This is a genomic window from Pseudoalteromonas sp. 2CM39R, assembly GCF_023161845.1.
Genome location: NZ_JALNTM010000007.1, coordinates 251,063 through 265,650, shown reverse-complemented (window position 1 = coordinate 265,650; position 14,588 = coordinate 251,063). Strand labels below are relative to the sequence as shown.

Sequence of the window (14,588 nt, the reverse complement as noted above, 5' to 3'; positions counted from 1 at the left end):
TTGTTGCTCGGTTTTTACTTATTCTTACATGGATGTAAGCCAGTAGAATAACGCAGGAGCAGTTATCGAGCCCACTAGGTTACAAACCTCGCGCCGCGATTAAACCGCTCCTAGTTTGAACAAATTGTAATCCGCAAAGGTCAACTGACCCTGAAATATGTATCTAAAAATGCAGTAAATGATTGATTATCGGCTTGCTCAATTGCTTTTTGAGCTTGGTAAGACTCTGTCGCTTGTTGCTCTAACCACGACTTTGAGAATTCAGTATAACTGGCTATATCATGGCTTTGTTTATACTTTTGAGCAAGTGAGAGTGCATAATGACCATTATCTAGCCCTGATGCTTTTAATTGCTCAACATAACGCCCTGAATAGGTTAATGTAGGATTATGCACCCACGTTGCCATGCGCTTAATAGTGTTTGAGTAATAATCAACCCCGTACGCGCTATCCATCCACTTAGCAACATCAACGAGCTGATTAAATATTTCATCACCCCATGATTCAAGACTGCGCTGCTCATTATTAAAATTAAGCATTAGGCCTTTTTCTCGGCCTTGGTTTACTACTGTATCAAGATTTTCAGTGCTTCGCGCTTGCTCTTCCCAGTCCATAGGGGCTGAGTCTTTTAATAAGCAATAGGTTAAAAATACATCTAAAAAGTGTATTTGCTCTAAATCAATGCCAACTTCACTAAATGGGTTAACATCCAATGCACGAATTTCAATATATTCTATACCCGCTCTTAGTAATGCATCAGTGGGTGTTTCACCATTTTTAGCATTACGCTTAGGGCGAATTGGCGAGTAAAACTCATTCTCTATTTGTAGAATATTTTTATTTAATTGCTTTGGCTCTGCACTGGTATAGTCGTCAATACTGCCATAAATATCTGAAGGCGTATTTATGGCTTTTTTAAGCCCTGCTACATACTCATCTAATGAGTTATACATAACGCGTAATGATGACTGTGCACTGTTGGTATAACCTAAGTTACCTAATCGAAGCGCCGTGCCCACTTCTAAATATAAAGTACCTTTACCCAGCTTTTTAAACGGTAAATCGCTTTTACGCCCCTGCAAAAATGAACTACACAATGCCGGTGACGCACCAAACATATAGCTAATTAACCACAACTCGCGCTTAAAATTACGAATTAATGCTAAGTACCCATCTGATATAAAGTCTTCAAGCTTCGCGCTGCTTTGCCTTTGTGAATGTAGTGACTGCCATAACGTTTCTGGAAAAGAAATATTAAAGTGCACTCCAGCAATCGCTTGCATCATACTACCATAGCGGTTCTTTAAACCTTCGCGGTATAAGGTTTTCATTTTACCAACGTTAGAATCGCCAAATTGTGCTAATACAATATCGTCCTGATGATTTATAAAACACGGCATACTAATTGGCCACAGTAGTTCATCGTCCATATGTTCTAGGGTGAACTTTTGTAAATCTTTCAGCTGTTGTAACGTTTGCGTTGATGACTCGCTAACAGGCGTAATAAACTCAAGTAAAGACTCAGAAAAGTCAGTCGTGATATGTCCGTTGGTAAGCGCGCAGCCAACCCCTTTTGGGTGAGCTTGTTTAGAAATAGAACCATCGGGTTTAATTCTTAATGATTCTCTCTCAATACCGCGCATAATACCTTTAATAGCATGCTGATTATCTGCATTAGATAGCGCGTTGAGCGTGTTCTTTAAATTATAAGTTGCCAAAAAAAAGTTTCCTCGAGCCAAGTGGCTTAATCATAAGGTTATGGGGTCTAATTACCTTTACTCAAGATTAAATGAAGAAAAAACTATATGAATTTATTAGATATAGCTTTTAATGAATTTTAAACACGCTTTGTTTCACGCCATAAAAGATAATCTTGCCATTGCCACCAGCAATATACAATTTCTTTTGCATATTATTTGCCACAATACATCGCAACCTCAAGGCATTATTTCTCCCCGTACGAAAGGGTGAATCACTTGCTAAAAGTTTGGCATAACTAAAAAAATCAATTACTCTTAAAATTGATAAAGATCATAAAAACATTAAAAAAAATGCCTTACTACTGCTATTTAAAACTTATCACTAACGTACATTAGTTTTAGTAATTACAATAGACACCCCAATAAAGAATGATAAAGGATTACTATGCGTCGTAATCAAAGCTTAATAGATGAAGAGGTCACTTTTGAAGAACATCAAGAGTTAGTTTCAACGACCGATCTTCGAGGTGTTATTACCTATGCCAATCATGAATTTTGCAGTATTGCTGGCTATGAAATGGATGAACTCATTAATAAAAACCACAATATCGTTCGCCATCCTGATATGCCTAAAGCGGCATTTAAAGAGATGTGGGACACCTTAAAGCAAGGGCATTCTTGGCGTGGTGCTGTAAAAAACTTATGTAAAGATGGCCGTTACTATTGGGTTGATGCATTTGTAACACCTATTTTTGAACATGGCCAATTGATTGGTTATCAGTCTGTGCGTGTAAAACTCTCGCAACATGCAAAACGCAGAGCGCAGAAGCTGTATACCAAAATTAACGCTAATAAGTCACTATTTAGCTGGCGTGAGCACACCTCACTCAGACAGAGCTTGAGCATAGCCGGTGTTTTAATTTGGTTAGCTAGTGTCGCTATATGGGGATCAATTACGATTGCAGCGGTTAACTTGGTGGTGTGTATTATCATTTTAGCTTTAAATTATGATGAGCTAATAGCAACACCTGCAACTCTAAAGGAGCAAAAAAGCCAGGCAGATTCGGTGTCTCGTTATGTATTTAGTGGTTCACACCCTCACAGTATTAGTGATTACCGAGAGCAAATGCTTTGCGCCAAGTTAAAAACGGTACTCGGTCGTGTTAAAGACTCAACCTTGAGTTTTAATACCATTGCCCAAGGCTTAGATCAACAATCTACGCTGACCGAACAAGGAATTTCCTCTCAGGGAACTCAGCTTGAGCAAATAGCTACTGCAATGTCACAAATGAGCACCACCATTGGTGAAATTTCTAATAATACCAATAATACCGCAGATAAAGTGGGGATCACTTATCAAAGCTGCTCTGATATAAAAAGTCATATTGCCGATAACAGCAAAATGGTATCTGACTTAGCCATGCAAGTTGAGCAAGCGGCAACCACAGCCACAGGACTTGCCTCTGAGGCCGATAAAATTGGTCAGGTAATGAGTGAAATAGAAGGCATTGCAGAGCAAACAAATTTGTTAGCACTTAACGCTGCGATTGAAGCTGCCCGTGCTGGTGAGCATGGTCGAGGTTTTGCGGTGGTGGCTGATGAAGTACGCGCACTGTCTTCACGTACTCAAAACGCCACAGCTCAAATTCACAGCTCAATTAAAGAGATTCAAGATACTTTGTTTAGCTGGTCTAAAATCATGCAGAGCACAAAACAACAAGCCGATGACTGTGTTAACACCACAGGGCAAACACAACAAGAGCTAGATAGTATTTTCATTCAAATTAGTGAAATTTCACAACTTGCTACCGACATCTCAGCCGCCGCAGAGCAACAACAAGTGGTAAGTCGAGATATTGGCTGCAATGTTGAAAAAATTAAAGGCTTGGGGGATGACAATTTACAGCTTAGTTATAGCGTAGCACATGGCGCTGCTGAATTGGTCGAAGGGTCACGAAAAGTAAATGATTTACTGCTTACCTTTAAAGTTTAATCCACTCCTTTGAATCAAAAACAAAAAAGCCGCTATTTTCAGCGGCTTTTTGCTGTGCTTCAGATTATCGGCTAGTAAACTCTAAGCCCTCACCACTTGCATCAATAACAATGATGCAGCCTGGTTGAAAATCATTATTAAGCAGCTTTTGTGCTAACGGATTTTCAATGGTCTGTTGTATTGCACGCTTAAGTGGGCGAGCACCATAAACCGGATCAAAACCACTGGCAGCAATGCGCTCAAGCGCAGCATCCGTCAATTCAAGTAAATAGCCCATCTCAGTTAATCGTTCACGCAATTTACTTAACTGTATATCTGCGATTTCTTTAATATGACTATGTGCAAGTGAGTGGAACACTACTGTTTCATCAATACGGTTAATAAATTCAGGCCTGAACTCATTATGCAGTACACCCATTACCTTTGCTTTAAGCTCGTCATAGTCATTACTTCCCGATTGCTCTTGGATAATGTCTGAACCTAAGTTAGAGGTCATAATGATAACCGTATTTTTAAAATCAACCGTACGCCCTTGGCCATCCGTTAAACGCCCGTCATCAAGAACTTGTAATAAAATATTAAACACATCTGGATGCGCTTTTTCTATTTCATCAAGCAAAATAACCGAATAGGGTTTACGACGAACAGCTTCGGTTAAATAGCCACCTTCTTCGTAACCTACATAACCGGGAGGCGCACCGACTAAACGCGCAACTGAGTGTTTTTCCATAAACTCAGACATATCGATGCGTACCATGGCACTTTCAGTGTCAAACATATAGCCAGCCAACGCTTTTGTTAGCTCTGTTTTACCCACCCCTGTTGGCCCTAAGAATAGAAATGAGCCAATAGGACGATTCGGATCAGCAAGCCCTGCACGCGAACGACGGATGGCATTAGCCACAGCAACCACCGCTTCATCTTGCCCTATCACTTTATTGTGCAACTGCTCTTCCATTTGCAATAGTTTTTCACGCTCACCTTGAAGCATACGTGCCACCGGAATGCCGGTCCAACGTGATAAAATTTCGGCTATTTCGTCTTCGCCCACTTGGTTTTTAAGTAAGCTCATTTCTTGCATTTCGGCTTGCGATGCTAAATCAAGCTTACGCTCAAGCTCGGGTATACGGCCATATTGCAGCTCTGACATACGCTGTAAATCGCTTGCTCTGCGTGCCACTTCTAAATCAAGTCGTGCTTGTTCAAGTTCGGCTTTAATGACTTGCGTACCTTGCAAAGACGCTTTTTCGGCATTCCATACTTCATCGAGCTCACGGTATTGCACTTCAAGCTCAGTGATCAGCTCAACCATTTCTGCACGGCGCTTTTGACTCGCCTCGTCTTTTTCTTTAGCCAGGGCGTTATCTTCAATTTTTAATTGAATGATACGACGCTCTAACTTATCTAAGGCTTCAGGTTTTGAATCAATTTGCAGTCGAATAGAAGAGCCTGCTTCGTCAATTAAATCAATTGCTTTATCAGGTAATTGGCGATCACTAATATAGCGATGTGATAACTGCGCTGCAGCAACAATTGCCGGATCGGTGATTTCCACTGAGTGATGTAATTCGTAACGCTCTTTTAGACCACGTAATATAGCGATAGTATCTTCAACCGATGGCTCTTCAATTAATACTTTTTGGAAACGGCGCTCAAGTGCAGCATCTTTTTCAATGTATTTACGATATTCATCTAAGGTCGTTGCACCTACACAATGGAGTTCCCCACGTGCTAATGCAGGTTTTAACATGTTACCCGCATCCATAGCGCCATCACTTTTACCAGCGCCAACAATGGTATGAATTTCATCAATAAACAAAATCACTTGGCCTTCTTCTTTGGCCAATTCATTTAAAACTGATTTTAAACGCTCTTCAAATTCACCTCGGTATTTGGCCCCAGCAACCAACGCGCCTAAATCAAGCGAGAGTACGCGCTTATTTTTTAAGCCCTCTGGCACTTCCCCATTAATAATACGTTGCGCAAGCCCTTCGGCAATCGCGGTTTTACCCACCCCTGGCTCACCAATTAACACAGGATTGTTTTTGGTGCGGCGTTGTAATACTTGGATGGTGCGACGAATTTCATCATCACGGCCGATTACAGGGTCAAGCTTACCTTGCTCCGCCCGCTCAGTTAAATCAATAGTGTACTTTTCAAGTGCTTGACGAGTTTCTTCAGCATTAGGATCATCAACTTTTTGACCACCGCGAATTGCTTCTATGGCAGTTTCAACTTTGTTAGCAGTGATATTAAGTGCTTTAAATACACTGCCAAGCGGCCCTTTATCTTCACATGCAACTAAAACAAACAGTTCGCTTGAGATATATTTATCTTTGCGTTTTTGGGCATACTTGTCACACAGATTAATAAGTGAAACCATGTTGTTTGACAATTGCACATCGCCACCAACACCTTCCACTTTAAATAACTTTTCTATCTCTTGAGATAGTTTGGTATTGAGCTCGTCAATACTAATGCCCATTTGCGCAAACAAGGCACGCACACTTGAGCCACTTTGTTTTAACAAAGCGTACATTAGATGCACAGGTTCAATAAATTGATGATCGCGACCTAGCGCTAATGATTGCGCATCTGAAAGCGCAGACTGAAATTTACTTGTAAATCTATCTAAACGCATGGGGGTTTACCTATAAAAAAACGAATTACTTTATAAATGGGTATGTTAGCGGATTTGTTCAAGGTGTTGAGGGAAAAATAATCACTTAATAGTAATTTACTTGCGCCAGATCAAACTTGCCATACGACCGGTTTGGCCGTCACGTCGATAAGAAAAAAACTGATTTTTTTGAGAGAACGTGCAGTATTCACCACCACTAATATTCACAACACCCCGTTGGTTTAGCAAAATACGCGCAATGTGATAAATATCAGCTAAATATTTATCGTTATTTTGAGGTTTAAACGCATCATGCAAAGCTGGATTATTGGCTGTAAATGTTGCAACGACCTCTTGGCCGACTTCAAATTGGTCAGCCCCTATTGCAGGACCTAACCAAGCATGTAAGTTCGTTGGTGCATGCTTAAAATAGCTAACTGTATTATTAATGATTCCTTGCGCTAACCCTCGCCAACCGGCGTGAATTGCAGCCACTTCCTGACCATCGCTTGAGGTAAGTAAAATAGGTAAACAGTCAGCGGTCATTATAGCTAAAGGTTGATTATATAATTGCGTGTAAAGCGCATCCCCCGTCAGAGTTTGGTTAAAATCAAACCCTTCATCCACTCTAATTACATCAGCGCTATGAACCTGATTTAACCAAACAGCAGGATTAGGTATGTAACTATTTACATGCGCTCGATTGGTTAATACATCTTGGCTGTTATCACCTACATGCAATCCTAAATTCAAGCTATCAAATGGAGGCTTTGATACGCCTCCATCCCGTGTAGTACTCAATGTGCCTACACCCTGAATAGATTGCCATGTAGCTGATAAGCCAGACATAATTAACTAGCTATGTCTGGATTTGCTTTTGTATCTTCACGCAGTGCTTGAGTCATCTGAACCATATCATCAGGGATAGGTGCTTGCCAGGTCATCATTTCACCGGTAATTGGATGAGCAATGCTTAATTTAACAGCATGGAGCGCTTGACGCTTAAAGCTACGCAGTAACTCAAACAGCTCAGGCGTTGCTCCTTTTGGTGGACGAGGACGACCGCCATAAGATTGATCGCCAATTAATGGGTGGTTTAAGTACGCCATATGCACGCGAATTTGATGCGTACGTCCGGTTTCAAGGCGTAAACGCAAACGAGTATGAGCACGGAACTTTTCTGCCACACGGTAATGCGTAATCGCTGGTTTACCCATTTCATGAACTGCCATATGCGTACGCTGAGTTGGATGGCGGCCAATCGCTTTTTCAACCATACCACCGGCAGTCATAGTACCATTACATAACGCTTCATATTCACGTGTGAAATTTTCGCGCTTTTGTAAGGCTTTCACCAGGTGAGTTTGTGCCTGAATCGTTTTCGCGACAACCATTAAACCTGTGGTGTCTTTATCTAGACGATGCACTATACCCGCGCGTGGCACGTTGATAATGTCTGGAAAATGATGAAGTAACGCATTTAACACCGTACCGTCAGGATTGCCTGCGCCCGGATGAACCACTAATCCCATTGGTTTATTGATAACTAAAATATCATCGTCTTCATAAACGATGTTTAATTTGATATCTTGTGCTTCGTATTCACGAGGTGCTTCTATTGTTGTTTCAACAGCCACAACTTCACCACCGAGTAATTTTTCACGCGGTGTGTTGAAAATTTCGCCATCAACGGTGATTTTATCATCTAAAATCCACGTTTTTATCCGTGATCGTGAATAATCAGGGAACAATTGTGCTAATACTTGGTCTAGACGTTTACCACCTAAGTCTGTTGGGACCTCGGCTTGGAGAGATATTTGCTCTGACATTAGTAACTTTACCCAATTTACCAGTGCAAGCTTTGCTTGACTGGGTTAGAATCGCTTTTAATAAAAGCATAACATAATACGCATAGTTTACTCGGTTTTACCCACTTGGCCTAGCCGAAGACATCGAAGGTAACAAATAAAATGATAAATAAAATAGGGAAACGTGCATTCGCCATTGTTTTTTCAGTTTCAGTGCTTAGTTTAGGAGCTTGTTCGTCTGCGCCTGACCAAGAAGATATTCAACGAGTACCAAACAGATCAGCACAAGCACTATACGAAGATGCAAAACAAACGCTTGATTCTGGTTTATACGCACGTGCAATTGAACTGTTAGCGGCAATTGATTCTCGCTACCCGTTTGGCCCGTTTTCAAAGCAAGTACAAATGGATTTAGTGTATGCACATTACCAATCAGGTAATACAGAGCAAGCACTGGCGACAATTGACCGCTTCATTCGCTTAAACCCAAACCACAAAGATTTAGATTACATGTATTACATGCGTGGTTTGGTTAATATTAAAGCTGATAAAAATGCTTTCCAAGAATACTTTGGTGTAGATAGAGCCGACAGAGATGCTAAACGCACCCGTGTTGCTTATACCGACTTATCAACCTTAGTTAAACGTTTTCCAGAAAGTGATTATGCGCCGGAGGCAAAACGTCGTTTAGTTTGGTTATTAAACCGTATGGCTCGTTATGAGCTGAAGGTTGCGACTTACTATTATGAACGTGAAGCCTATTTAGCAGCTGCGAATCGCGGCAAGTATGTGGTAGAGCACTACTCACAAAGTAGCTACCTTGATGCAGCATTAGCCATGATGGAAAAAAGCTACGATAAGCTTGGGTTAACTGAATTAAGTGATAATGCAGCGCAAACACGCAAATTTAACAGTAGAAATAAATAACACAAAAAAGGCGCTACTTTTAAATTAAAGTAGCGCCTTTCTTATACTCAAAACAACGATTATATTGCGTCTTCATCTTCTTCTGCGGTACGAATACGAACAACACGCTCTACCTCAGTGACAAATATTTTACCATCACCAATTTTACCTGTTTGTGCGGTTTTAACAATCATATCAATAGCACGTTCTACATCTTCATCACCAAGCACAATGTCCAGCTTTACCTTAGGTAAAAAATCAACCATATACTCTGCACCACGGTATAGCTCAGTGTGGCCTTTTTGACGCCCAAACCCTTTTACTTCACTTACTGTCATACCCGTAATACCAACATCAGAAAGTGCTTCGCGTACATCATCGAGCTTAAACGGTTTAATGATTGCTTCTATTTTTTTCATATTAGTTACTTTTGAAAGCCTCAGTTGCCTCGATTTTAGACAATCATGAGGTTCATAGCAAACAAAGTGATTGAATAGCACAGGTGAAAAATAATCATGGTATGATTATTTTAATAAAAATAACTATACTAGGGTCTGTTGACCTTTCAACATCACCGAGTTAATGAGATTTATATGAAAACCAAGCATACAGGATTTACTCTATTAGAGTTAATGGTTACCGTTGCTATTGTTGCGATAATAGCGAGTATTGCAATATGGAATAGTAGCGATATGCTGGAAGAAAACCGAGGCGAAAACTTTTTATTGGAGCTAAAGCGTAATATTAGTTTTGCGCGATCACAAGCAGCTAGTACTGATGAAATCGTGGTTATTTGTGCAGCTCAGCATTCGGAGGTTAAAAATAATGATGATAGTATGCAATGCCGAGCAAGGTGGGATCGTAATAAAGTTATTATTACCTTTATTGATGCAGATAATGATGGTCAATATAATTCTTCATCTGACAGCTTAATTCGCGTTATGGAAAAAATTAACCTTAATGATAAGGTAACATTCACAGCTGGAGATAGACGAATACGGTTTAACACCAGCGGTCGTATCACCACTAAACCTGGAAATTTTATTTTTTGCCCTAATGGTACTAATGAAAATAATAAAGGGTTAACACTGTCTCAATCAGGGACTGCTTTTTATATAGGTGACACAACTCAAACCTGCAGCTAAAAGCCATTTCATACTTTGTCGTTTTTTGATTATTTACTAAACTAATATAATGGACTGTTCAATTTAAGGCTTCAGGGATGAAGTTAATTATAAGTGTTCACAAAAACGATGGCGTTACGCTAGTAGAATTACTAATAACCATTTCAGTTATAGCAATACTGAGCCAACTCTCTTTATGGTTTGTTCCTGATTTCTTGGCGCTCAATCGCGCTGATAATCAGGTGAATTTATTACACCGAAATATTAATTTAGCACGTCTTTATGCTATAGAGCATGGCAGCTACGTAACTCTTTGTGCTTTAAAAGATAAACAATGTTTAGATGGTGAGTGGCACACGGGTGTGTCACTATTTACTGATAATGACAAGTCAACATCTTTGGATAATGACGAACGTCTTATTAGTACCTTTGAACATACCCATCCCTCTGATAGCTTAGAGTACCCTCGCACTGCAATAACTTTTAGACCTGACGGCTCTTTAAATGGCTTTCAAAACGGTACTTTTATCTATTGCCCTAATAGCGAAAAAGCAAGCCTTGAGGGGCTTGCTCTTTCTATAAGTCAAACAGGTCGCATACGGATAAAGTCCACAAATAGATGCAAAAATAACTAACCTGAACTCTGGTTAAGAGATTTACTAATATATTGGATAATAGTGATAGCTAGGTTTATTTCCTCTAGCCAGAGACTCACAGTGAAAACAAGGTGGATTTTCGCGTCAATAGCTGGTATTGCAAGTAAATTCAACGCCATTAGCGCTAAAAGCAGCTACTTGAGATGGGTATATAATCCAGAGTAAGGTTTACCTGCATTATCTACCCCAACAATAATTTATATCTGATTTACCTTTGGTCCCTTTAGCCCCTTTTAAGCCTAAGTCATTAATAGACAGCTCAGTACAATCAGCATCCCCTTTCACCGCTCCAGCGATGGGTTTAGCTGTAATTGTAAATTCATTGCTATCAACCACATTAATTGCCAACTCAAAATGCCCGTTTTCAGTTTTACTTTGAATACCTAAGTCGCTAAACGAAGTCGAATAAACTCGGTTATCTACAAAGTATTGCTCTTGCTTGTTTGCCGCATCTAACAGCGCAGATGCTGCTTCTGCGCGTGATGCCCTTTTTACATACTCACTGTAATTCGGCAGTGCAATTGCGGCAATAATGCCAACAATCGCAACTGTGATCATTAACTCAATTAATGTGAATCCTTGTTGTGTCTTGTTCATATACAGCCCTTAATTGTTTATTTCGTCGTTTTCTTCACGCTTATAAATATATGTTTGCTGCGTTTTAAAGCCAAAACCAATGGGCTCTTTATCATTAACCAGCTTGATTGTACCGTCAACCACTTTTAAACCAGGTCCTGTAATTTCTACAGGTTTAAGAGGGTTTTCGGCTTGCTCACCTTTTATTCCAGGGCCAATTAGAAAAAACTGACTTTCTTCGATAACGTCTTCTTCTGGATTATCATCACACTTTCCATCACCGTTCGAATCGGTACAAGAGTTAGTTGCACCAAAATAAAGCTGTGGTGTATCGGGTACGTCATAACTGGTTGCAAATTTGAGCTGATCATACACTTTTGTACCATAATGCAAATGAAACGCATAAAGCGCACCACCGCCCCCACTTAAAGAACATTGATTCTCTACAACGGCATCAGATGCTGGCGTGAAAGAGGTAAAATAAGCAACCCCACCAACAACAGTAGCTGCAGCTAATGACTTTTCACCTTTGGCTAATTCATAGCGCCACCCTTTCTTTTTTGCCAACTCAGCTTCAACAAGATTAAAACCATCTATGTCATCTAGAGTATTACCAAACGGGTCATCGTTCATAATCATTAAGTCGGATGGTTTAATTGCAGCAGGCGCATTGATTTTAAATGAGCGTGTCAGCGTATTTTCATCACGGATCATAAACAATTGATCTTGCTCATTTGTATTCGTTGGTTTTGAACGATTACCACTGCCAATAACAACTGCATCATAAGGAGTATCTAAACGGGTAATAACTTTATCACCGTTGATGGTCGTCTCCGTTACTTTACTAAACAAGGTACGCGCAATCAAAGGTTTATAAAAGAAGCGTCTATCTTGGGTATTTTGATTGCTACCAAGCTCTGCAAGTTTGAAATGGCTGAACTCGCTGCTATCTTCTCCTGGCATATCAATGCGCCAAATATTACCACCGGTATCTGAAGCATAAATTCGGTCAATATAGCCGTCATAATCTGAATCAAGCGTAGTTAAATCAGCGGCAATGCTATGCTTACCTTTAAAACCATTGCTATCTGGGGTTAACGCCCAAACTAAACTGCCAGTTTTTGCTTCAACAATATAAATGCCCCGGCCGCTGGTGTCCTCAGACCTAATTGCGGCGTCTTTATTAATATCGTAACCAGCACCAAATATGAGTAAAGGTTTATTACCAAAAGCTTTAATATAAGCTATTTGCGGTTTTGACCATGTTTGTGCTAATTCCGTAAAGTCGCCTTTGCCGCCTTCAATTGGTTTGCTCCAAAGGCGCTTTGGCTGGTTCGGGTTTGTAATATCTAAGCCGTAATAATTCTTGCCACCACGACGCATACCAGCAAAAGCCCAAACAGCATCTCCTTTACTAGCATCTATAATACCGTCATTTAAACCTTCGCTATTTAAACTCTTATTACTAAAGTAAACACTGATAGGGCCGTCCATACCATATACTTTACTATCCGCTTGTTTATTTCTGAGTGGTTTAATAATGTCAAATAATGCTGAAGGTATAAACGCCCAGCTTTCACTTACAGTCTCACCGGCATCTTTAAACATATGTAAAAATCCAGCATTTGTTCCTATAAGAATTCGTATATCATCATTGCCATAGTCGATGGCAATAGGTTTTGAATGTAATGGGTCGCCAAAAATATCAGAGCGTTGATCTTGTGATGAACCATCTTTATCCTCATCATCAACGTCGACCCCTCTTGCCCAATTCACATCTTGACTAGATAGGGACAACGGGTTATTGGTAACCCCGCTAAGAATGTCACTAACAACCGAAGTATTAAAACTAACAACAGAGCCTTGATTCTCCGTAAATAAATTACGAGCAAGCGGATCTATCGTGCTTAAATAATGATTCACACCACCTTGTGCAACAGCATTACCGTCAGCGGGTTGGCCTGCAGGAAGCCAAAATGTTTTTGCATCTTTTGAAATTAAACCTTCGCTATTAAGAGCAGGCTTGTTAGTTGCGTCAACAATCTGACTACCTGAGACTTTTAACTTTTTGAGGTTGCCACGCCAGCGCGCACCTGTTTCTGGATAAAACATTGCAAAATAAATAGCATCACGGCTTCGAGTTTGATCTACGTTATTACTAGCCACTGATGGCGATGAAAAACTATCGTTTACTTCACGAATACGAGAAATCGTATTTTTGAGTGCGTCTGATAATTGTGCTGCAGTATTTGCATGTAAATACTGTCCACCGCCGTAGTTTGCTGTCTCAGTAAGTAGGTTCTTTCCTGAGTTGCTCATACCCGTACCAAAACCAATAGGAAATACACGTCCAATATCAAGCACATTATTGGTTTTGCTATACAAATCAACTTTTACATCATCTGTACCATGGATAATTTTCGCCAGTGCTGCTAAATAACTATTACTAACAGCAGGTGCATTTTCAGAAAAATAGTCATTATGGAGATTATATATATCATTATTTCTGTTAGAGTCGTTTGTAGGGTCACCGTCCGTCATTAAAATAATGTTGATACTATTATCACAACGTAATGGCTCACCCGCTACAGGGGCAAAGGGTGATTTATAAACTCCTGATGACTCTGCGGTAAAATCTCGATTATTAGTATTACCTCCATAGTAAACGTTTTGGCCTGTTATATATAAATACGCTTCCCACAATGTTTCAGTTAATGGGGTTGATCCGCTGGCAGGTAGCTCATCAACTTTATTTAGCAACGTTGATTTTGCAGCACCAACTCTGGCTAGTACATACCCACCATTACTACCATTAAAGCGCATTAAACCAAATTCGATATCATCATTATCGTTCACTAACTGTGTAATCGCATTTTGTGCAACTCTTAAACGACTATCACTACATGTGGCTTCATAATTGTAGTAACTAGTTCTTTTGTAACATTGCTCATTTCGTTTATAGCTATCTTTACTTTCAAAGCAATCAACCTCGTAATAACTATTACCGCTTCTTTTATAGCAGGCATTGCCATCGTTTACATCCCAGGCCATACTTCCCGAGGTATCAAAAATCATAATAACACGTGGCTTTTCATTAGTTTCCACATTGTGGTTAACATAGAGCTCTATGTCTTCACCATTCGCTGATAAACTAATTAATACACAAAATATAGAAATGAGTACTCTCTTTAACGTAAGTTTCATT

The 14,588-nt window shown here is 40.0% G+C and carries 11 protein-coding genes; 4 read left to right on the top strand and 7 right to left on the bottom strand.

Annotated elements, in window-relative coordinates:
• Window positions 1-140: 140 nt before the first annotated feature.
• Window positions 141-1,718, bottom strand: coding sequence for a glutamate--cysteine ligase (gene gshA / locus MTF66_RS17605; RefSeq protein WP_138621452.1), 1,578 nt, complete (start codon window positions 1,716-1,718; stop codon window positions 141-143).
• 427 nt (window positions 1,719-2,145) lie between these two features.
• Here gshA and MTF66_RS17600 point away from each other — a divergent pair, with 427 nt between their 5' ends.
• Window positions 2,146-3,693, top strand: coding sequence for a PAS domain-containing methyl-accepting chemotaxis protein (locus MTF66_RS17600; protein WP_248527716.1), 1,548 nt, complete (start codon window positions 2,146-2,148; stop codon window positions 3,691-3,693).
• A 64-nt stretch (window positions 3,694-3,757) separates the two neighbouring features.
• Here MTF66_RS17600 and clpB read toward each other — a convergent pair whose 3' ends face one another.
• From clpB to rluD, 3 genes are all read right to left on the bottom strand, one after another.
• Window positions 3,758-6,334, bottom strand: coding sequence for an ATP-dependent chaperone ClpB (clpB, locus tag MTF66_RS17595; RefSeq protein ID WP_055011720.1), 2,577 nt, complete (start codon window positions 6,332-6,334; stop codon window positions 3,758-3,760).
• A gap of 96 nt (window positions 6,335-6,430) precedes the next feature.
• Entirely contained in the window at window positions 6,431-7,162 is a 732-nt protein-coding gene (gene pgeF / locus MTF66_RS17590) for a peptidoglycan editing factor PgeF (RefSeq protein ID WP_248527714.1), read from the bottom strand.
• A 2-nt stretch (window positions 7,163-7,164) separates the two neighbouring features.
• Window positions 7,165-8,142: a 23S rRNA pseudouridine(1911/1915/1917) synthase RluD gene (rluD, locus tag MTF66_RS17585; RefSeq protein WP_010391291.1), complete on the bottom strand. Its 978-nt coding sequence runs from the start codon at window positions 8,140-8,142 to the stop codon at window positions 7,165-7,167.
• 141 nt (window positions 8,143-8,283) lie between these two features.
• On the opposite strand from rluD, the gene MTF66_RS17580 reads away from it, so the two are divergent.
• Complete coding sequence (locus MTF66_RS17580) at window positions 8,284-9,048, top strand: outer membrane protein assembly factor BamD (protein WP_055011718.1); 765 nt, start codon at window positions 8,284-8,286, stop codon at window positions 9,046-9,048.
• Between the two features lie 59 nt (window positions 9,049-9,107).
• Here MTF66_RS17580 and MTF66_RS17575 read toward each other — a convergent pair whose 3' ends face one another.
• Window positions 9,108-9,446: a P-II family nitrogen regulator gene (locus tag MTF66_RS17575; RefSeq protein ID WP_054202119.1), complete on the bottom strand. Its 339-nt coding sequence runs from the start codon at window positions 9,444-9,446 to the stop codon at window positions 9,108-9,110.
• Window positions 9,447-9,620: 174 nt separating this feature from the next.
• On the opposite strand from MTF66_RS17575, the gene MTF66_RS17570 reads away from it, so the two are divergent.
• Both MTF66_RS17570 and MTF66_RS17565 read left to right on the top strand, forming a co-directional pair.
• Window positions 9,621-10,172, top strand: coding sequence for a GspH/FimT family protein (locus MTF66_RS17570; protein WP_138570447.1), 552 nt, complete (start codon window positions 9,621-9,623; stop codon window positions 10,170-10,172).
• Between the two features lie 77 nt (window positions 10,173-10,249).
• Window positions 10,250-10,786: a GspH/FimT family pseudopilin gene (locus tag MTF66_RS17565; protein WP_010391288.1), complete on the top strand. Its 537-nt coding sequence runs from the start codon at window positions 10,250-10,252 to the stop codon at window positions 10,784-10,786.
• A 198-nt stretch (window positions 10,787-10,984) separates the two neighbouring features.
• On the opposite strand, the gene MTF66_RS17560 is transcribed toward MTF66_RS17565, so the two are convergent.
• Window positions 10,985-11,404 (bottom strand): type IV pilin protein, encoded by a 420-nt coding sequence (locus tag MTF66_RS17560; RefSeq protein WP_248527712.1) that lies wholly within the window; start codon window positions 11,402-11,404, stop codon window positions 10,985-10,987.
• Between the two features lie 9 nt (window positions 11,405-11,413).
• Window positions 11,414-14,587 (bottom strand): pilus assembly protein, encoded by a 3,174-nt coding sequence (locus MTF66_RS17555; RefSeq protein ID WP_055011716.1) that lies wholly within the window; start codon window positions 14,585-14,587, stop codon window positions 11,414-11,416.
• Window position 14,588: the final 1 nt, after the last annotated feature.